The organism is Streptomyces sp. Tu6071 (assembly GCF_000213055.1).
In the GTDB taxonomy this organism is placed as follows: domain Bacteria; phylum Actinomycetota; class Actinomycetes; order Streptomycetales; family Streptomycetaceae; genus Streptomyces; species Streptomyces evansiae.
Genome location: NZ_CM001165.1, coordinates 5,084,589 through 5,104,269 on the forward strand (window position 1 = coordinate 5,084,589; position 19,681 = coordinate 5,104,269).

The following is a 19,681-nucleotide window of genomic DNA, read 5'->3' on the forward strand; positions in this document are numbered from 1 at the left end:
CCCGGTGTGGCTCTCGCCCTGCCCCGGCCTGCCTGGCTCCGCTCGGCGGCCCGCCCCGTTTCGCCCCGTCCCGCCCCGTCCCGCCCCGTCCCGTACGTATCTCAGGAGGACGATCGCCGTGCGCCGCACGCCACTTCGCGTACCCCGGGCTGCCGCCGGGTTCGCCCTGCTCGCCGTACTGGCCTTCCTCGCCACGGGTTGCGGCTCCGGTGACGACTGGGCGGGCCCGCGCGCCGCGCCCACGCCCCTCGGCGCCCTCGGCGCCGGCTTCGCCGGGCCCTCGTCGACGCCGACACCCGAGGCGACCATCACACCGCAGCCGGGCTCGTGGAAGAACGTCCACCCGCCGCGCGGCTACCGCGTCGTACTGCTCACGGCCGGGGACGACAGGCCCACGAAGACGCTCGTGCGCGCGGTCCGGGAGTGGGCGGACGCGGAGGACGTCGCGCTGCGCACCGTACGCGCCGAGGGGGAGCCCGACCTGCTCCCCGCGATCGACCGCGCGATGGACCTCGGCCCCGATCTCGTCCTCGCGGTCGGCAACACACTCGTCGACCCACTCGCCACCGTGACGCCCCACCACCTCGACCGCCACTTCCTCGTCGTCGGCGCCGAGTTGGCCGAGCCCACCGAGAACGTGACGGCGGTCGACTGGAGCGGGGCCTCCTTCCGGGGCGAGGGGCTCGGGATGTCCTCGACGTACGACGCGTCCTCCTTCACGCCCGCACGGAGCGCGGCGGCTGTGCGGGCGGGAGTCGCGGCGGTGCTGCACGGGCTGACGGGGATCGTGGTGTGGGTGGACAAGTACTGAGGGAGCGGGGGCCGGTGTCAGGCGCGGTGCCGGGTCGGAGGCGGGTGGCGTGCGCCGGGCCCGGGGTGCCTGCGGACCCGCGCCCGCGAGGCCGCTGACCGAGGGTGCCCGCCGCGCCTATGTCAGGCGCGTACGGCAGGCCGCTTGATGCGGAGAGCCGAGACGAGGAAGAAGACGCCGCCGAGGAAGGCGTAACCGGCCAGACTGCCGAGCTCCGCCCCGTCCTGGCCGGCCATGGCGAAGAAGGACGCGCCCGCGAGCGTGGAGATCGCGCCGCTCGCGATCATGGCCCACTGCCCGCCGATACGGCGCCGGAGCACCCCGACGACGAGCTGCACCAGTCCCGCCGTCACGGCCCACGCGCCCCACACCCGCAGGACCGCCGGAATACCGGACGCGGCGGCGACCGCGAGACCGATCGCGGTGAGCGTGCTCAGCGCGATGTTCGCGTACAGCCCCCGCACCGGCCCCTCACCCGCCCGCGCCGAGCGGACATCGACGACGGCGCACGCCACGTCGAAGAGCGGATAGATGACGAGCAGTGTCGCGCTCAGCGGGCCGAGCGTGCTGTCCGCCGTCGCGAAGAGGAGGGCGGCCCATACGGCGGCGAAGGCGAAGCGGGTGAAGTAGAGCTTGCGGAGGGAGGCGGGGGCGGTGGGGGTGTGAGGGGCGGTGTGGGTGGTGGGAGTGGTGGCGGGGGTGTTCATGGGTTTGCCTTTCGGGGTGGTGGGTTGGTTGGGGGGTGGGGTTTGGGTGGGGCTGGTGGCGGTCGGCAGGTGGGTGGGGGGTCGGTGAGTGTGGGCTGTGTGGGTGCGGGATGAGTGGGGTGCGGGAGGCGGCGTCTCGGTGGGGTGGAGGTGAGGGAGAGCGTTCGGTCTCGTTGTTTGGGGGTCGGGGAGAGGCCTTCGGCCTTCCGGCGGGGCGTGCGGTGAAGAACGTTCGGTCTCCTTGGAGGCGAGGGCGAGGGCGAGGCGAGGGCGTGGGCATGGGGTGCGGCGCTGAGGCGGGGCGTTGGCCTCTCTGTGGTGCGGGGGAGAACGTTCGGTCTACCTTCCGTGGGGCTGCGGACCGCGCTGGCGAGAAGGGCGGGAGGTCGGCTCGTGGGTGCTTGAGGGAGAACGTTCGGCCTACCGGTGGACGTCGGTCAGCGTGGAGGCGTTCGGCTGTCGGAGGTGGTGGTGAGGAAGAACGTTCGTTCTTGCGCCAGCGCGGCAAGGGTGCGCGGTCTCCCGTCGTCGCTACGAGACTTTCGCTCTCCCGCAGCCATGAGAACACGCGAGCTCCCGCCGCTGCCGCGAGGGAGAACGTTCGGTCTCTTTCGTATTTCAGGGCCTCGAGCACCCACCTGTCAAGACCGAACGTTCTCCCTCACCCTTTTGGTACGATCGCCCGCATGAGTCGGGTCACAGGCGGTACGGGAGGCGGCGGCGCCTCGGGTGGTGCGTCGGATGCGCGAGCGCGGCTGCTCGGCACGGCGACGGAGATCTTCTACGCGGAGGGCATTCACTCCGTAGGGGTCGATCGGATCGTTGCTGAGGCGCAGGTGACCCGTGCGACGCTCTACCGGCACTTTTCCGGCAAGGACGAGCTTGTTCTCGCTTATCTCGCCGGGGCGGACAGTGGGATCAGGGCGCAGGTGGCGGGGGCGCGGGCCGGGGCGGATACGGCGGTCGAGCGGGTGCGGGCCGTTGCCGGGTCGATTGCGGAGGGGATTCGGTCGCCGAATTTCCGGGGGTGTGCGTTTCTCAACGCGGTTGCCGAGTATCCGGACCCCGCTCATCCCATTCATCAGGCGGTGCTGGCCCACCGGCGGTGGTTCCTGGAGACGGTCACGGAGTTGCTGGCCGAAGCGGGGTGTCTGCCGGCTGATAGGGCGGGGCGGCACCTGGTGATGTTGCGCGACGGAGCCATGGCGGCCGGGTGTCTCGGTGATCCGGAGGCGGTCACGGAGACGTTCCTTGGCGCGGTCGAGGGGATTCTGCAAGGCGGTCTGTGACGGTTCGCCCTGGGGGGACCGCCTGGGTGTCCCTCGGGAGCTGCTTTGCTGCCTTCGTCTCCTTGTCCCGACGAATCGTCGCGCCCTCCGTCGAACTTCCGCTCCCTCGATGAATCGCTGTGCCGCCCGCTGGGGTTGCCGCGCCCCTCTCCGGGCCTCTCGCGCGGTCATCGTTCTCTCGCCGGGGCGCCGCGCTCCGCTGGGTTGCCGCGCCTCCGCCGGGTGCGCCCCTCCGAGTCGCCACTCCCAGTCCCGCCGCCCCCTAACTCGCCACGCCTCCCGCCCCCCGCTCAGTGCGACGGCGGTGGGAGGTGTTCCGTGATCTTTGTGAGCAGGGTGTGGAGAGTCGCGCGCTCCTGTTTGTCGAGGGGGGCCAGGACGTCTTCCGCCACCGCGCGCATCGTGGTGTCGAAGCCCGCGATGTGTTCGGTTGCCTCCGGGGTCGCGTAGACGCGTTTGCTGCGGTCGTCGCCCGGTTGGGTGCGGCGTTCGACGAGGCCGCGGCGTTCGAGGCCCTTGAGGAGGCTGGAGACGCTTGCGGCGCTCGTGCGGCTCACCTCGGCGATGTCGCGTTGCATCGCGCCCGGGTTCTGGACCAGGTAGCCGAGGGTGAACGCCTGCTCGTGGCTCAGTTCGCGCTCCCGCATCCAGTCCTCGCCGCCCTTGCGCAGGGCCCAGACGATCCAGCGCATGAGGTCGAGGCTGCCCGTGGGGCCGATGTCCGGTGTCGCCATGACGAGAACCCTAATCGCGAGCGTTCGGTTTGAGCTTTGACTGTTAGGGCTCTAACAGTTAGCTTTCTACGTGGGGCGCTCGACATCCACCTGCCGTGTGCGCCGTGCGGTGCCGTCCGCGCCGTACCCGTGCGGCGGTTTCCCGCGCCCCGCCCTCCCGAGCAGCCCCGGCGTTCGCCGCCGCGCGCTCGAAGCTGCCCGAAAGGAGCACCGCCATGACCACCCCACCCCCGGAAACGACCGCGACGCCCACGGATGCGGACCACACCAACCGCACCAACCACACCGACCACACCGACCGTTGGTACCTCTCCAGCGCGCCGCTCCTGCGTGCCCTCGTCCACCTGTGTGTGCCGATGGCGGCGGGGACGGCTGTCAGCGCCGTCTACAACGTGATCAACTCCGGTTTCGTCGGCTCGCTGCACAGCACGGCGATGCTCGCCGCGATCACCTTCGGCACCCCGATGCTCGCGCTGGTGCTCGCCTTCGGCGGGGTCTTCGGCGTCGGCGGCGGCGCGCTCGTGTCGCGCCTGCTCGGGGCGGCCGAGCGGGAGCCCGCGAAGGCGGGCGAGATCCGGCACGTGTCCTCGTTCGCCGTGTGGGGCTCGGTGATCGCGGGGGCCGTGATCGGGGGCGTCGGGCTCCTGCTCCTGGACCCGATCGTGTCGGCGCTCGGCGCGGACGGTGCGGCGGCGGGGCCGACGCGGCACTACGTCGCCGTCATGCTGGCCTTCGTGCCGGTGCTCGCCGCCTCGCTCTGCCTCGAAAACCTCGTACGGGCCGAGGGCGCCGCGCGCCAGGCGATGACGGGGCTGATCCTCTCGACCGTCGCGAACCTGGTCTTCGACGTCCTCTTCATCCTCGTGCTCGACTGGAACGTGGCGGGTGCCGCGGCGGCCGTCGGGCTCGGGAACGCCGTCAGCCTCGCCTACTGGGCCTTCTGGCTCCACAGGAACAGCGAGCACATGAGCCTCGCGCCGCGCTGGTTCACTCTGCGCGCCTCGGTGCTCAAGCCGGTCTTCGGCGTCGGCGGCGGGCAGCTCCTCCAGGCCGGTTTCATGATCGTCACGAGCCTGCTGCTCAACAACTACGCCGCGCACTACGGCGACAGCCCGCTCGCGGCCATGGGGGTCGCCGTCCGTATCGCGCAGGTGCCGGAGTTCCTGCTCATGGGCGTGACGATCGGGGTGCTGCCGCTGCTCGCCTACGCGTACGGGAAGGGCGACCGCACGCGCCTGAACGCCTCGCTGCGGGCCTCCGCCGCGGCGGTCGGCGTCGTCGGGCTGTTCTTCTTCGCGGCGATCATCGGCTTCCGTGAGCAGGTCATCGAGATCTTCTCCTCGGACGACTCGGTCCTCGCCTTCGGTACGACGGTGCTGCTCGCGCAGTTGGTCGGCATGGTCGGCAACGGCTTCACGGGCCTGCTCACCACGCTCTTCCAGGCGACGGGCCGCGCCCGCCCCGCCCTGGTCATGGCCTCGGCGCCGGGCGTGCTGTTCATCCCGATCGTGATCCTGGGCAACCACTGGTTCGGCCTGGACGGCGTCATCTGGTCGCTCACGGCGACGGAGGTGATCGTTCTCTTCATCGGCTTCGCGATGTGGCTCGGATCGCGCGCGGCGATCGACGAGGGCCTGGCGGAGGGGAGCCCGGAGCGCGCCGAGGAGGTGCTGGAGGAGGTCTGAGGGCGCGAGGGACGAATGCCCCCCGGCGTTCAGCCCCCCTCAGCCCCCACCCCCTTCCCCCAGCGCCGCTTCCGCCGCCGCCACCACCGTGGCCGCCTGGTGTCCGACCTGGTCGCGCGGCGGGATCGCCCGCAGGGCCAGTTCCCGGGCGAAGTCCCCGCACCACGTGGTCAGGAGCGTGTCCACGTGGGCGCGCAGGGCGGGCGCCCCGGGTGCGGTGGTGCGGGTGAGGAGGTCGTGCAGGAGTCCGGCGGCGCGGAGGGGCTGGCGGCGGGCGGCGATGCCGAGGGCGTCGATGTCGGCCGCCGAGAGCCGCGTGCTCGCGGCGAGGGACTGCCAGGAGGAGGCCACCAGTTCGTAGAGCCCCTCGCCCATCCACGTCAGGACGCGGAGGCGCGGGTCGTCGGCGGGCAGCAGGGGCCGCGCTTCGGCGACGAGGGCCGTGATCGCGCGGCCTCCGTTCAGGGTCAGCCCGGTGAGCGCGCGCAGGGCGGCGCGGGGATCGGGGTGCGGCGTGGCGTCGTCGGCGGCGCGGCTCGCCCACAGCGGGACCTCGATGATCGCCGTCGTCCCCCCGTACGCCTCCGGGGCGCACCACGTCGCGCGGCCGATCCCCGACGAGCCCGCGGCGAGGCGGTGGCGGAACGCGGGCGGGGGCAGGACGTGGACGGCGGGGGCCGGGGTCTCCCAGTGCAGCGCGTCGAAGGTGCCGTACTGGAGCGGGATGCCGTGGTGCGCCGCCGCGCGCGCGAACGGCTTCTCGACGCCCGGGAGTCCGGACGTGAGCTGGAGGAAGGTGCCGCCCGCGTCGACGTTGTGCAGGGAGCACTGCACGACGGGGCGCAGGGTGTCGACCAGGCCGAGGAGCACGTCCGTCTCGGGCAGATGCCGCCCCTCGATCGGCGCCCACTCCGGCTGCTCGGCGGCGAGCGGGCGGTAGGAGGCGCGGTAGTACGCCGCGAGGGCGTGCGCGGGAGGCGCGGGGACGGCGCCGCCGCATGCCTCGGCCGTGCGGCTGAGAGCCGCCGCGTCGGGGTCGAGGCAGAGGAGGAAGTCCCAGGTCACGCGGGTGAGATCGGCGGCGGGGGAGGTGATGCCGCCGCGGAGGAGACGGCGCGCGAGTGTGAGCGCCGTCGTCGGTCCCGTGGGTTCGTCCGCGTGCGCCCCTGCCACGACGAGTACGTGCCGGGCGCCGCGGCCCACCGAGAGCAGGAGCAGGGGCCGGCCTTCGCGCGAGGTACCGGCCCGCCGCAGGCGGCTGGTTCCCGCGTGCGCGGAGACCAGCCGCCGCGCCGCCACCGAGACCTCGGCGACGGTGAGCAAGCGGTTCGGCATCGGGGCTCAGGCGCCGCCGTTGCCGCCGGACTCGCCCGTCGTCTCTTTCTTGTCGAGCGGGCGGATCGCGATCTTCTTCGCCATGTCGTCTCCTTCCGGCCGGTCGTGGGGCAAGCTGCCCTTGTCCCGGTCGTGGGGCAAGGTGCCCTTGTCATGTTTCGGCACGCCCGGCATCGTTGTCAACGGCGCTTGCGCATAGGGCAGTTGGGGCGGAAGGGGAGTGTGGTGCGGGTGATGCGACGGCCGCGGGTGAAACCGGAGCACCGGGCCTACCGGACGGTGGACGGGAACGTCAGGATCGGCAGCGTCGTGCACGGCATCGGCTCCGAGATCGCCGACCCGGAGGGCTGGGTGTGGACCCTCGTCGAGGCGATGGACGGCACCCGGGACCCCGCGCGGCTCGTGGCCGAGGTGCTGCGCGGGCACCCCGGGGCGGGACTGACCGCCGCGGACCTCGCGGCGGCCGTGGACGACCTCACGGAAGCGGGCTTCGTGGAGGACGCGGGCGCCCCCGAGCCCGCCGCGCTCTCCGCCCCCGAACGCGAGCGCTACGGGCGCGGCATGACGCTCCAGCGCTGGATGGACCTCACCCCCCGCTCCAGCCCCTGGGAGCCACAACTCGCCCTGCGCGCGGGCCGCGTCCTGCTCGTCGGGGTCGGCGGTACGGGGGGTGCCGCCGCCCGCGACCTCGTGGCCTCGGGCGTGGGCCACCTGCACTGCGTGGAGCCGGACACCGTCGAGCTGTCCAACCTCAACCGGCAGACCCTCTACGGCGAGGCCGACATCGGCGCGCCCAAGCTCGACACCGCGCTGCGCGCACTGCGCGCCCTCAACCGGCACGTGGGGCTGAGCGGCGAGCGCCGAGAGGTGCGCGGCCCCGGCGACCTCGCGGACCTGCTCGCCGCCGCCCCGTACGACGCCCTCCTCCTCGCCGCCGACCGGCCCCCGGTCGTCCGCCGCTGGGCCAACGAGGTGTGCCTCGCGACGGGCACGCCGTGGGCGGAGGCGGGTTACCGGGGGCCGCTCGTGAGCGTCGGGGTCTTCCGGCCCGGTACGGGGGCGTGCTGGGTGTGCCTGCGGGACGCCGAGGCCGAGCGGCGCGAACTGCGCCTGCCCCCGGGCGCGGACGAGGAGACCGCCTCCCCGCGCATGGCGTGGAACCCGGTCAACGCCGTGACCGCCCAGCTCTCCGGGAGCCTCCTCGCGCACGCGGGACTCGCCCTGCTCAGCGGCGTCCCGCACCTCGACCCCGGCTCCCGCTTCGGCTTCAACCTCATGCGCCCGGGAGACAACCTCCTCGACCGCGCCTCCCGCCGCCCGGACTGCCCCGCGTGCGGAAAGACGGCGGGGGACGGGGCGGAGGAGCCGGAGGGAGAGGCGGGGGCGGCGGCGTTACGGGAGCCGGGCCGGTGACGGAGGCGCTGCGGGACGAGGTGCCGGTGCCCCCTCCCGGTACCCGGGTGGGCCTGCGCGACCTCGCCGTGCGGGAGGACCGCGAGGGCGAGTGGATCGTGGGCCGCATGGCGACCCGTACCTTCGTCGCGATGCCGGGCGAGGGCGTCCGCGCTCTCGCGCTGCTGCGCGCGGGCGCGCCCGTGGACGAGGCCGCGCGCATCCTGCGCGAGGAGACCGGCGAGGACTTCGACGTCGCCGACTTCGTCACGGACCTCGCCGCGCTCGGGTTCGTCGCGCGCGTCGGCGAGCGCGAGCTGCCGGACGCCGGGGCGCCGCGCGCGAGCCTGCCGTGGCTGCGCCCCGCGCACGTCCGCCTCGCGCTCCACCCGGCGCTCCCCGTCCTGGTCGGCGTGCTGCTCGCGGCGGCGCTCGTCGTCCTCGTCCGGCGGCCCGAACTGCTGCCCGGCTACCGCGACCTGCTGTGGAGCCCGCACGGCAGCGTGGTCCTGCTCACCGGGGCCGCCGCCGGGTGGGCGCTGCTGTTCGCGCACGAGCTGGCCCACCTCGTCACGGCCCGCGCGGCCGGGGTGCCCGGCCACGTACGGCTCGGTACGCGACTTCAGTTCCTCGTCATGCAGACCGACATCAGCGGCATCGAACTCGCCCCGCGCCGCCACCGCCTGACCGCCTACCTCGCGGGCATCGCCCTCAACCTCTCCTGCGCCTCGGCGCTGCTCCTCGCACGCGCGACGACCGCGCCCGGCTCGGCGCCGCACCGCTTCCTGGCGGCGGCGCTGCTCCTCGCGCTGCTGCCGCTCCCGTTCCAGCTCATGGTCTTCACACGCACGGACGTGTACTTCGTCCTCCAGGACCTGACCGGCTGCCGGAACCTCTACGGGGACGGGCTCGCCCACGCCCGCCACGTCCTGCGCCGCCTGCGGCCCGGCGGGGACCGCCGCCCGGGGCCGAGCGCGCGACTGCCCGCGCGCGAGCGCCGCGCGGTGCGCGTCTACAGCGTCGTCCTCGTCCTCGGCACGGCCCTCTGCCTGTGCTTCCTGGCCGCGGTCACGCTCCCCGCCGACCTCACGCTCCTCGCCCACGCGGCACGCGACCTGGTCCGGGGCGGCGGCGCCGCGCGGATCGCGGACGCGGCGCTCGTGCTGACGGTGCTGGGCGGGATCAACGTGCTGTGGGCGGTGACGTGGTGGCGTGGCCGCCGGGCAAGGCGCCGCGACCGCGCACGGTGACGCGAAGGGGCACGGTGATGCGACCGGGCGCGGTGATGCGAACGGGTACGGGCGCGGTGACGCGACCGCGTGCGGTGACGGGACTTGGTACGGGCAGGGGAACGCAGGGCTGACGGGACGACCCCGGGGGCCGGGACGGGCGCTCCGGGCGCGGGGTTCCGGGGGCTGGGTCCGGGGGGCTGGGCCCGGCGCGGCGAGGCGTGTCCTGGCGGAGCGGGTGGGTCGAGCGCGGTTGGCCGTTATGCCCCATGGGGGCGGGCCCCGTCCCGGGCGGCGCTCAGGACGGCCGGCGACGTTCGGTGAGCCCGGTCGCGCGTGACGGCCCCGCGCGCGCCGGGCCCAGCACGCCCGGTGTCCCGAACCGACCCCGGCGCGCCCGGTCCCGTACCCCCGGTCCGCCGCGCCGGGGTCGGTCCGCCGCGCCGGGCCCGGTGTGCCCGTTCCGGCGGCCGACCGCCTTCGGTGCGGCACGCCCCCTCCACCGTGGCAGCGACCTCAAGCCTCCTCGGCGGCCTCCCGCCCCCTCGGCGCCCCCCCCGCACACCGGAAGCTCAGTACCCCCGGTCCGCCCCCGGCAGCCCCGCCGTGTCCAGGAGGTACGCCGTCATCGGCTCGTAGAAGCGCGGGTCGGTCACGTGGTCGTCGAGGGGGACCGTGACCCGCATCGTGCCTTCCAGCTCGCCGATGAAGAGCGCCGGGTCGTTGCAGTCCGCGTAGCCGATCGAGTCGATCCCGCGCTGGCCCGCGCGGCCCGCCCAGCCGTGGTCGGCGACGACGAGGTCGGGGAGGGGCTCGCCGCCGCGCTCCAGGCCGTCGAGGATCGCGTCCATCGGGGCGGGGGAGTGGGTGTGCCACAGGCTCGCTCCGGCCTCGTACACCGCGACGTCCGCGAACTGCACGACGAAGCCGTCGTCCGCGCGCAGGCCGTCCGGGATGCGGACGACGTCGCAGCCCGCCTCGCGCAGCGCCTGCGCGGTGCGGCGGTGCAGGTCGAGGAGGGCGCCGGGGTGCCCGGTCGCGACAAGGACGCGTGCGCCGGCCTCGGCGGCCTCGCGCAGCCGGGCCGCCATGCGGTCCAGGCCCGCGAGGGTCAGGTCGGGGTCGATCGTGTCCTGGCCCTGGCGGTGCTCGGGATCGTCGTTCACGCCGCAGCGCTCCGCCATTACGGCGAGGACGTCCTGCTCGTCGGTCCAGCGGTCGCCCAGCTCCAGGCCGAGCCACCAGTTGCGCTTGCCGTTGGCGAGGTGGCGGTAGTGGGCGAGGTTGTTCTCGCGGGGCGTGGCGACGTCCCCGCTGATACGGGTCTCTACGAGGTGCTGGCGCAGGGCGGCGCGGCTCGGTATGGGCATGGGCCCCATTCTGCCGTGACCGCCGGTCCTCGGCCGGAGTACGGGTCGCGGCCCCCGCGATCCGGGCGTGACCGGGCCTCGATCCGACCTCGATCCGAGGGCTTGGTTTATGTCTATCATTTTGATTTAATGAACCCCGCCGGGCCCTCAGCGGGCACCACGAGGGAAGGGACACCATGCCGGGCGACATCTCCGTCAGCGGTCACGCGAGCGCCGCCGCGACTCCGCTGCCCCACTACTGGAGCCGTGTCGTCGGTGCGGGACGTGCCAACGAGGGGCTGCGGGCCGACTGGCAGCGCCAGCTCACCGAGGCCAAGCGCGAGGCGGGGTTCGAGTACATCCGCTTCCACGGGCTCTTCCACGACGACATGTTCGTCTACACGGAGCGCGAGGACGGCACGCCCGTCTACAACTTCCAGTACGTGGACGCGCTCTTCGACTTCCTCCTCGACCTCGGCGTCCGCCCCTTCGTGGAGTTCGGCTTCAGCCCGAGCGCCCTCGCCCGCGAGACGAACACCGTCTTCTGGTGGCGCGCCAACGGCGCCCCGCCGGTCGACCAGGGCAAGTGGGGCGAGCTGATCACGCGCGTCACGGAGCACTGGATCGCCCGCTACGGCGCCGAAGAGGTCCGCACCTGGTACTTCGAGGTGTGGAACGAGGCCAACCTCTGGGGCTTCTTCCACGGCACCCGCTCCGAGTACTTCGAGCTGTACCGGACGACGGCCCGCGCCGTGAAGGCCGTGGACCCCGCGCTGCGCGTCGGCGGCCCCGCGACCTCGAACTTCGTCCCCGACGCCCGCTTCGACGGCGAGAGCGAGAACGTCGACGCGCGCGTCGTCGTGGGCGACGAGGACATCGACACCTACGACTGGCGCCCGGTCTGGTTCGACTCCTTCCTCGCCTACTGCGCCGAGGAGGGCCTGCCCGTCGACTTCGTCTCGACCCACCCGTACCCCACGGACTGGGCGCTCGACGAGCACGGCCAGGGCCAGAAGCTCACCCGCGGCAAGGACGCGACCCCGGTCGACCTCGCCCTCCTGCGCGACCTCGTCGCCAAGAGCGCGTACCCGGACGCCGAGATCCACCTCACCGAGTGGTCCTCGTCCTCCTCGCCGCGCGACCACACGCACGACACGCTCCCGGCCGCGACCTACGTGACCCGCTCGATCCTCCATTCGCTGGACACCGTCCACTCCCTCTCGTACTGGACGTTCACGGACGTCTTCGAGGAGGGCGGCGCGGGCGACGAGCTGTTCCACGGCGGCTTCGGCATGATCACGCTGCCCGGCATCCCCAAGCCGACCTTCCACGCCTACCGCATGCTCCACCGCCTCGGCGACGAGCTGCTCGGCAGCGGCGAGGACCACGTCCTCACCCGCGAGGCCGCGAGCGGCAGGCTCACCGCGCTCGCCTACCACTACCCGGTGGAGGAACCGCGCTCGGTCCCCGCCTCCTTCGACAGCCGCGACCTCGCCGAGGCCACCGAGGCGAAGGGCACGCCGCGCACCCTCGCGGTCGAGCTGGAGGGCGTGGCGCCCGGCGCCCCCTTCCAGGTCGAGATCCTCGACAGCGCGCACGGCAACGCCATCGGCGCCTGGCGCGCCCTCGGCTCCCCCGAGGCCCCGACACGCGAGCAACTCGCCCACATCGACCGCCTCGCGCGCGCCACCGACGTGCGCACGGTGCGGGCCGGCGCGGACGGCGTGCTGCGGTACGAGGTCACACTCGCCCCCTGGTCGCTGGCGCTGGTCCAGCAGCTCTGAGCGGGGGCCCACAGACTGGCGCGGGGGTGGTGGTACGTAACGGGACGGCGGCACCGGCTCGTGACGCCACCCCCGCGCCGCGGTGTTTGCCGCCGGGCGGTGCTTGAGCCGAGCACCGCCCGAGCCGGTAGCATTTCTTCAAATCGACGCACTGGAGGGGCGGGACACACCCCCTCAGGGTCCGGCGCCCGCGCCGCTCCCCTCCGGGGCCGGTAACCGTCCAGGAGAGACCCGAGCGTGACGACAAAAAGGGCGAGTGCCACGAAGACGTCGATCCGGCGCGGGACCAATCTGCCCCGCATGGGGGACTTCAACGAGTCCGTCGTGCTCGACGCGATCCGCCGCCACAAGGCCGGGCTCAGCCGCGTCGAACTCGCCGAGGCCACGGGCCTGTCGGCGCAGACCGTCTCCAACATCACCCGCCGTCTGCTCGACCAGGGCGTCGCCCGCGAGTCGGGCAAGCAGTCCACGGGCAGCGGCAAGCCGCGCACCCTGCTGCAGGTCACGCCCGGGGCGCGGTACGCGATCGGGGTGCACCTCGACCCGGCCGTCATCACGTACGTCCTGCTCGACCTCCTCGGCACCGTCGTCGCCCGGCGCAGCGAGCCGACCCCGCGCGGCGTGCACACCGAGGCGCTGCTCGCCGGGATGGCCGCCTCGGTCGGCGCGCTCATCGAGGACTCGGGCGTCGACCAGGAACGCGTGCTCGGGCTCGGCATCGCGGCGCCGGGGCCCGTCGACCCGGTCGCCGGGCTCGTCATCGATCCGCCCGAACTCCCGGGCTGGGGCAGCGTTCCGCTGCGCGAGCGCCTGGAGGCCGACACCGGTTTCCCCGCGCTGCTCGACAAGGACGTCGTCGCCGCCGCCGTCGCGGAGCGCTGGTCCGGCGCGGCGACCGACAGCCGCAACTTCCTCTTCTTCTACCTCGGTACGGGCTCGGGCATGGGCCTCGTCGTGGACGACACCGTCCTGCGCGGTTCCTCCGGGAACGTCGGCGAGGTGGGCGGCCTCGGCGCGGCCTGCTCCAGCCGGGCGCTCGTCGAGGAGGCCATCGAACTGGGCGCGCTCGGCCACGAGTTCACGCCGACCGACCCGCAGGACGCGCAGCGGAGCCTGGAGCACCTGGCGCGCATCGCCGCCGAGGGGGAGCCGCGCGCGGCCGGGATCATCGACCGCTGGGGCGTACGGATCGGACGCGGGGTCACGGCCGCGGCGACGCTCCTCGACTCGGACACGATCGTCTTCGGCGGCCCCCTCTGGCCGTTGCTCGCCCCGCGACTGCTGCCGCTCATCGAGCCGATGGTCGCCGAGTCGCCCTTCGTGAAGCCGGTCCACGCGACGACCGTGACGACGACGGCGATAGGGGAGGACGTGGCGGCGGTGGGGGCGGCGTGCCTGGTCCTGGACCGTACGCTGTCGGCGCAGCCGAGGTCGCTGCTGCTGGCCTGACCGGCCGTGCGGCTTCCGGGACTCCACCCCCATCGCCGGGGGGACTTCACGCAGGCCGTGCCGAGGCCCGGCAGGCGACCGTCGCCCACCGGGCCCCGTGCCGTCCCCGCTACGGCCGCTGCACGCTCCCGTCCCCGTTCCTCAGCAGCGCCCAGCGGTCGTGGCGCAGGGGCTCCGGGACCGGGTACTTCCGGGCCGCCGCCTCGTCGAAGTCGACGCCCAGGCCCGGAAGACCGGTGCCGTGGAAGCGCCCGCGCTCGGGGACCGGGGTGCCGGGGAAGACCTCGCGCGTCGCCTCCCTGAAGGTCGCCGCCTCCTGCACGCCGAAGGCCGGGGAGCTGAGGTCGAGGCCCAGGTTCGCCGCCATGCCGACCGGGCTCACGTCGCCGGGGCCGTGCGGGGCGGTGCGGGCGCCGAAGAGCTCGACCGCCGCGACGAGCTTGCGGGTCGGGGTGAGGCCGCCCAGGGTGGGGATGCGGATACGGGCGAAGTCGATGACCTGCCGCTGCAGGAGCGGCAGGTACATCATCACGTCGTGGTACAGCTCGCCGACCGCGAGCGGCACCGAGCCGGCCGCCCGGAGCTGGTCGAAGTGGGCCGCGTCCTCGGGCGCGAGCGCGTCCTCCAGGAAGAAGAGCCGCGCGTCCTCGACCTCGTGGACCAGCTCGCGGGCCTGCGAGGGGGTCAGCCGCTCGTGCGCGTCGTGCAGCAGCTCGACGCCCGTCCCGACCCGCTCGCGGATCTCGCGCAGCACCGGGGGCACGTGCCGCAGGTAGGCGAGGGAGTCCCAGCTCCCGGCGCGCAGTTCGCGGCGGCGGGCCTCGGCGGCGTCGCGCGGCGCGGTCCCGTACGTGTCCGTGCCGGGCACGGAGACCTGCACGCGGACGTGCCGGTAGCCGCGTTCGTGCGCGGCGAGGACCTTCTCGGCGATCTCCCCGGCGTCGTCCCCGTCCACGTGCGTATAGGCGTCGGCGGCCTCGCGCGCGCGCCCGCCGAGGAGCTGGTGCAGCGGGAGGCCCGCGACCTTGCCCTTGATGTCCCACAGCGCGACGTCGACGCCCGCGAGCGCGTTCTGGCCGATCGAGCCGCCGCGCCAGTAGCCGCTGTTGAAGAGGAGGCGGTGCAGGTCCTCGATGTCGGCGGGGTCGCGGCCCAGGAGCATCGGCGCGTAGTAGTCGTCGACGACGGAGCGGATCGCGAGGGTGCGCTGCGGGTCGGAGGCGCAGCCGAGCCCGTAGAGGCCCGGCTGGTTGGTCTCGACGCGCACGATGACGTACGGGCAGCCCTGCGGCGCGGTGAGGAAGGTGCGCACCGCCGTGATGCGCAGGTGCTCGGAGTCGTCGGCGGGGGCGCTCCACGGGGCCGGGGCGAGAATCTCGGCGGGGATCTCGGCGGAGGCGTCGGCGGAGGCGGAGTCGGAGTGGGCGGACGAAGCCATGGAAGCCCTCCGGGAAGGCTGTGTCGGTTCGGTGGCGGAAGGTTTTTCCGCTGTTTTTCCGTGCGGTTACGACTGTTGACACCGTACATCAAGTCGATTTAGATTCCAGGAGCTGCTTCGAGAGAAGCCGATGGGGCTGAACGGACAGCTCTGAAGAAAGGCGCTGGGAACGTGAAAAGACTTCTCCCAGTCGCGCGCCGTACTTCCCTCCTGGCCACGGTCGCCGCGCTGAGCGTCCTGGTCGCGGGGTGCGGTGCGAGCGGCGGCGGGACGGGTTCCAAGCAGGGTGAACTGTCGATGTGGACGTTCAAACAGTCCCACGTGGCCGCTTTTCAGGCGGCGGCGGAGAAGTTCACCGCTGAGACCGGGACCAAGGTGAACATCCAGGCGTACACGCCCGACGACGCCTTCTCGACCAAGATCCAGGCCGCGGCGCGGACGAACGACCTGCCCGACGTCATGGAGGTCCACGCCAAGGGCGAGGACTTCGGGCTCGGCGGCGCGGGGCTCATCGCGGACCTCTCGGACGACATCGACAAGGAGTGGCTCGACCGCTTCATCCCGCAGGTCCGGGAGGACGGCACGATCATGAAGGCGGACTACGAGAACTCCCTGGCGGAGGGCTCGAAGACGCTCGGGGTCGAGGAGGGTGACCGCTACAGCGTCCCGATCACGGTCGGTACGCAGGGCATGGTCTACCTCAACAAGGACCGCGCCGCGAAAGCGGGCATCACCGAGGCCCCCGCCACCTGGGAGGACTTCATCGCCGACCTCGGCAAGCTGAAGAAGGAGTTCGGCGGCAAGGGCGGCCTCACGATCGGCCTCAAGTCCCCCTCCACCGCGCTGGAGTGGATCATGCAGCCGATGGCCTACGGGCTGCTCGGCAAGGAGCGCTTCCAGGAGCTGTTCGGCAAGGACGCCTCCAAGGACTGGTCGAGCGCCGAGGGCCAGAAAGTCCTCGACACCTACATGCGGGTCCAGCCGTACTGGATGCCCGGCAGCCAGACGAAGACGATCGACGAGGCCGACCTCGCCTTCGCGCAGGGCAAGGCGAGCGTCGACGTCGGCGGTACGTACACCCTCGCCTTCCTCGCCGACAACGGCTACGACGTCGGCAACCTCATGACGTTCCCGGTGCCGCCCCCCGCGGCGGCGAAGACGCCCGACCTCCAGATGGCGCCCTTCTCGCTGACCGGTCTCTCGATGACGAAGAAGACGCGGAACAAGAAGGAGGCCCTGGAGTGGATGAAGTTCCTCTCCAGGCCCGACATCGCGGCCCTCTTCGGCAAGAAGGCCAATGACGTCCCGCCCAACAAGTTCACCGACGCCCAGGCGAAGAAGCTCGGGCCGACGCTGAACTCCATGCAGGCGAGCTTCGGCACCGACCCCGACGGCTACAACCCCACTGTCACCACGTACCGTCCCGCTATCTACGACGCCGGCAAGGTCGGCGCCGTCCTCGCTCAAATGACCCCGCTCAAGACGCTCTCGCCGAAGAGCACGGGGTCCCGGATGAGTTCCATGATGAAGTCCTACTGGGCGGAGCAGGGCTAATGGCCACCGACATCGACGCGGCCCCGGCGGCCGTGCCCCCTCAGCCGAGAGTCCAGGCCGTGAAGAAGCCGCGCGCCCGGTTCAGGGAGCGGCGGAACGAAGCCGCCTGGGGATACCTCTTCGTCGCGCCCGCCGTGATCCTCTTCCTGATCATGGGCGCCTACACCGTGATCTACGGATTCGGTCTGAGTTTCGCGCAGTGGAACGGCTTCTGGCCGGAGTGGCACTGGCGCGGATTCAAGAACTACTCGGATCTGCTCGGTGGTTCCCCGACATACTGGCCGATCGTGCGGAAGGCCGCCACCAACACCCTGTGGGTGGTCATCGGCGTCCCGGTTCTCACGGTGCTCATCGCCTTCCCGCTCGCCATCGTGCTGAATTCGGTGAAGCGGTTCCAGGGAATTCTGCGGTCCATATATTTCGTGCCCTACGTCACGACCGGCATCGCCGTCTATTTCGCCTGGAACTACATTCTCGAACCCGGCGGCGCGATCAACCTGCTCCTCAAGGCGGTCGGTCTCGGCAGCCTCCAGGAACCGCAGGGCTGGCTCGGCAACCCGGACACCGCGCTGCCCACCATGATCGTCGTCATGGTGTGGTCGGCGGTCCCCGTCGCGATGCTGCTCTACCTGACCTCGCTCCAGTCCCTGGACTCCTCGCTCATCGAGGCCGCCCAGATCGACGGCGCGGGCTGGCTGCGCACCACGACCTCCGTGATCTGGCCGCTCATGAAGCCCATCACCGTCGTCGTGATCCTGCTCAACGTCCGCGACTCGCTCCAGGGCTTCCAGTCCTTCCTGATCATGACCAACGGCGGCCCCGGCGACTCCACGAGCGTCCTCGGCCTGGAGACGTACCGGCTCGCCTTCCTCAACGAGATGTCCCCGACCCTCGGCCTCGCGAGCGCCCTGGGCTGGCTCCTCTTCCTCGCGGCCCTCGTCGTCGCCTTCATCAACCAGCGGGCCATGAGGAGGATCGGATGAGCACCACGCTCAGCGCCCCCCGCGCCACCGCGCCGGGCGTCGCCAACGGCACACGTACCACCAAGAAGGGCACGCCGGTCACGAAGATCGTCGTCCGCACGGTCATCGGGCTGCTCCTCGCCGCCTACGCGGCCGTGAGCCTCTACCCCTTCCTGTGGATGGTCTCGGCCGCCTTCAAGACCAACTCCGAGGTGCAGGAGGGCGGGCACCTCATCCCGCACCACCCGACGCTGCACACCCTGACCGACACGTGGAACCGGCTCGACTTCTTCGACTACTTCCTCAACAGCGTCAAGGTCACCGTGCTCACCACGGTGCTCGTCGTCGTCATCTACTCGGCCGCGTCCTACGCCTTCGCCACGCTGAACTTCCCGGGCAAGAAGTGGCTCTACCGCCTCTTCCTCGTGCTGCTCTTCGTGCCCGGCGTCGTGACCCTGCTGCCCGTCGTGCTCCTGGAGTCCAAGATGGACATCCTCGGCACGCACTGGGGCCTCATCCTCCCCGGCGTCAACGGCAGCGCCCCGCTCGCGATCCTCATGCTCACCAACAGCTTCAACGCGGTCCCCGGTGAGCTGCGCGAGGCGGCCCGCATGGACGGGGCCGGCGAGCTGCGGATCTTCACGCGGATCTACCTGCCGCTGACCCGCCCGGCGCTCATCACGATCGCCCTGCTCACCGCGATCCCGACGTGGAACGAGTACCAGCTCGCCCGGATCTCCCTCAACGACCCGAGCAGGTACACGCTGCCGATCGCGCTCCAGCAGCTCCAGTCCTCGAACGTCGTGCAGTACAACTCGCTCATGGCGGCGGCGCTGATCATGGTGATACCTGTGATCATCCTCTTCCTCTGCGCCCAGCGATACTTCGTCAACGGGCTCGTGGGAGCGGTCAAGGGCTAAGCCCCGCCGTTCCCCTGCGGGAATCCACGAGGCCCGGCGGTCAGCCCCGCCGGGCCTCGTGGCGCCCCGCGGCAGCCGGCCGTGAGAAGCCGCCGGTGAAGCACCATCGCGCACAACTCAGGAGTACCAAGGTGACCGAAGAACACGAGGCCCCGCACGGCCGTACGGTGCTGGTGACCGGTGCCACCGGGGACATCGGCCGCGCCGTCGTCGCCGATCTGCTCGCCCACGGGTACCGCGTCGTCGGCGCCGACCTGCGCGCCCCCGAGGCGAAGACCGGCTGCGCGGCCTTCGTCGCGGGCGACCTCGCGGACGCGGAGACGGTGAGCGGGGTCTACGACACGCTCGACGCCACCGCGGGCGAGGAGGGCGTCGCCGGTGTCGTCCACCTCGCCGCGTACCCGGCGCCCGGCATCGTCTCCGAGGACGAGACGCTGCGCAGCAACGTCCTCGCCGCCTACCTCGTCCTCCAGGAGGCCGGGCGGCGCGGCATCGGCCGGGTCGTCGCCGCCTCCAGCCTCTCGGCGGTCGGGCTCGCGTGGGCGGACCGCGATCTGCACCCGGCGTACGTGCCGGTCGACGAGGAGCACCCGAACCTCACGGTCGACTCCTACGGCCTCTCGAAGATCATGTCCGAGGAGGCCGCCGCCTTCACGACGCGCCGCTTCGGCACCGCGACCGTCATGCTCCGCTTCCCCTTCGTCGGCATGGGCGAGCGCCTGGAGAAGCGCCTCGCCGGGACCCACCGGGACCCCGGGCCCATGCGCCGCGAGCTGTGGGGCTGGCTCCACACCGAGGACGCGGCGGCCTCGGTGCGCGCGGCGCTCACCGCGCCGCTCACGGGGCACCACGTCGTCAACGTCGCCGCGCCCGACACCGAGGCCCTGGAGCCGAGCCGCGACCTGCTCGCGGCGTACCACCCCGGCACGGAGGTCCGCGGGGAGTTCGGCGGCCACGACTCCTTCTTCGCCACAGGGCGGATGCGGGACGTCCTGGGCTTCGCGCCGAAGCACACCTGGCGCTGAGCAATCTCCCGCACGGGC

At 72.5% G+C, this 19,681-nt stretch carries 17 protein-coding genes; 11 read left to right on the forward strand and 6 right to left on the reverse strand.

Translation table 11 applies throughout. From position 1 onward, the window contains the following. The first annotated feature begins 118 nt into the window (after positions 1-118). The gene (locus tag STTU_RS21420; protein WP_043255905.1) at positions 119-811 is read left to right on the forward strand and encodes a hypothetical protein; all 693 of its coding nucleotides are present in this window, start codon (positions 119-121) and stop codon (positions 809-811) included. 122 nt (positions 812-933) lie between these two features. On the opposite strand, the gene STTU_RS21425 is transcribed toward STTU_RS21420, so the two are convergent. Next, the gene (locus STTU_RS21425) at positions 934-1,518 is read right to left on the reverse strand and encodes a hypothetical protein (protein ID WP_007826705.1); all 585 of its coding nucleotides are present in this window, start codon (positions 1,516-1,518) and stop codon (positions 934-936) included. A gap of 686 nt (positions 1,519-2,204) precedes the next feature. On the opposite strand from STTU_RS21425, the gene STTU_RS21430 reads away from it, so the two are divergent. Beyond that, positions 2,205-2,807, forward strand: a complete 603-nt coding sequence (locus STTU_RS21430; protein WP_043255906.1) for a TetR/AcrR family transcriptional regulator — start codon at positions 2,205-2,207, stop codon at positions 2,805-2,807. A 290-nt stretch (positions 2,808-3,097) separates the two neighbouring features. On the opposite strand, the gene STTU_RS21435 is transcribed toward STTU_RS21430, so the two are convergent. Then, positions 3,098-3,541: a MarR family winged helix-turn-helix transcriptional regulator gene (locus STTU_RS21435; RefSeq protein ID WP_007826714.1), complete on the reverse strand. Its 444-nt coding sequence runs from the start codon at positions 3,539-3,541 to the stop codon at positions 3,098-3,100. Positions 3,542-3,756: 215 nt separating this feature from the next. Between STTU_RS21435 and STTU_RS21440 the strand changes: the two genes are divergently transcribed. Continuing rightward, positions 3,757-5,226 carry an MATE family efflux transporter gene (locus tag STTU_RS21440; RefSeq protein ID WP_043255907.1) on the forward strand — a complete coding sequence of 490 codons (1,470 nt, stop codon included), beginning with the start codon at positions 3,757-3,759 and terminating at the stop codon, positions 5,224-5,226. A gap of 39 nt (positions 5,227-5,265) precedes the next feature. Here the strand turns inward: STTU_RS21440 and STTU_RS21445 are convergent, their stop codons facing one another. Together STTU_RS21445 and STTU_RS35005 are read right to left on the reverse strand one after the other, a co-directional pair. After that, positions 5,266-6,561 carry a M14 family zinc carboxypeptidase gene (locus STTU_RS21445; RefSeq protein WP_043255908.1) on the reverse strand — a complete coding sequence of 432 codons (1,296 nt, stop codon included), beginning with the start codon at positions 6,559-6,561 and terminating at the stop codon, positions 5,266-5,268. A 6-nt stretch (positions 6,562-6,567) separates the two neighbouring features. Further along, positions 6,568-6,726: a hypothetical protein gene (locus tag STTU_RS35005; RefSeq protein ID WP_162499621.1), complete on the reverse strand. Its 159-nt coding sequence runs from the start codon at positions 6,724-6,726 to the stop codon at positions 6,568-6,570. A 69-nt stretch (positions 6,727-6,795) separates the two neighbouring features. On the opposite strand from STTU_RS35005, the gene STTU_RS21450 reads away from it, so the two are divergent. Both STTU_RS21450 and STTU_RS21455 read left to right on the forward strand, forming a co-directional pair. After that, entirely contained in the window at positions 6,796-7,974 is a 1,179-nt protein-coding gene (locus STTU_RS21450; protein WP_063894648.1) for a ThiF family adenylyltransferase, read from the forward strand. Continuing rightward, positions 7,971-9,203 carry a hypothetical protein gene (locus tag STTU_RS21455; RefSeq protein ID WP_043255910.1) on the forward strand — a complete coding sequence of 411 codons (1,233 nt, stop codon included), beginning with the start codon at positions 7,971-7,973 and terminating at the stop codon, positions 9,201-9,203. The genes STTU_RS21450 and STTU_RS21455 overlap by 4 nt, the downstream gene beginning before the upstream one ends. A gap of 551 nt (positions 9,204-9,754) precedes the next feature. Here the strand turns inward: STTU_RS21455 and STTU_RS21460 are convergent. Further along, positions 9,755-10,552, reverse strand: coding sequence for a phosphatase (locus STTU_RS21460; RefSeq protein WP_007826721.1), 798 nt, complete (start codon positions 10,550-10,552; stop codon positions 9,755-9,757). Positions 10,553-10,728: 176 nt separating this feature from the next. Here STTU_RS21460 and STTU_RS21465 point away from each other — a divergent pair, with 176 nt between their 5' ends. Then, a complete protein-coding gene (locus tag STTU_RS21465; protein ID WP_007826723.1) occupies positions 10,729-12,315 on the forward strand; it encodes a GH39 family glycosyl hydrolase in 1,587 nt (528 codons plus the stop codon). Positions 12,316-12,552: 237 nt separating this feature from the next. After that, complete coding sequence (locus STTU_RS21470) at positions 12,553-13,764, forward strand: ROK family transcriptional regulator (RefSeq protein ID WP_007826724.1); 1,212 nt, start codon at positions 12,553-12,555, stop codon at positions 13,762-13,764. A gap of 109 nt (positions 13,765-13,873) precedes the next feature. Here the strand turns inward: STTU_RS21470 and STTU_RS21475 are convergent, their stop codons facing one another. Then, complete coding sequence (locus STTU_RS21475) at positions 13,874-15,202, reverse strand: D-galactonate dehydratase (RefSeq protein WP_007826727.1); 1,329 nt, start codon at positions 15,200-15,202, stop codon at positions 13,874-13,876. A 171-nt stretch (positions 15,203-15,373) separates the two neighbouring features. On the opposite strand from STTU_RS21475, the gene STTU_RS21480 reads away from it, so the two are divergent. From STTU_RS21480 to STTU_RS21495, 4 genes are all read left to right on the forward strand, one after another. After that, positions 15,374-16,756, forward strand: a complete 1,383-nt coding sequence (locus tag STTU_RS21480) for an ABC transporter substrate-binding protein (protein WP_007826730.1) — start codon at positions 15,374-15,376, stop codon at positions 16,754-16,756. Beyond that, the gene (locus STTU_RS21485) at positions 16,756-17,739 is read left to right on the forward strand and encodes a carbohydrate ABC transporter permease (RefSeq protein WP_007826732.1); all 984 of its coding nucleotides are present in this window, start codon (positions 16,756-16,758) and stop codon (positions 17,737-17,739) included. The genes STTU_RS21480 and STTU_RS21485 overlap by 1 nt, the downstream gene beginning before the upstream one ends. After that, positions 17,736-18,638 carry a carbohydrate ABC transporter permease gene (locus tag STTU_RS21490; RefSeq protein ID WP_043255913.1) on the forward strand — a complete coding sequence of 301 codons (903 nt, stop codon included), beginning with the start codon at positions 17,736-17,738 and terminating at the stop codon, positions 18,636-18,638. The genes STTU_RS21485 and STTU_RS21490 overlap by 4 nt, the downstream gene beginning before the upstream one ends. A 131-nt stretch (positions 18,639-18,769) precedes the next feature. Then, complete coding sequence (locus STTU_RS21495) at positions 18,770-19,663, forward strand: NAD-dependent epimerase/dehydratase family protein (RefSeq protein ID WP_043255914.1); 894 nt, start codon at positions 18,770-18,772, stop codon at positions 19,661-19,663. Positions 19,664-19,681: the final 18 nt, after the last annotated feature.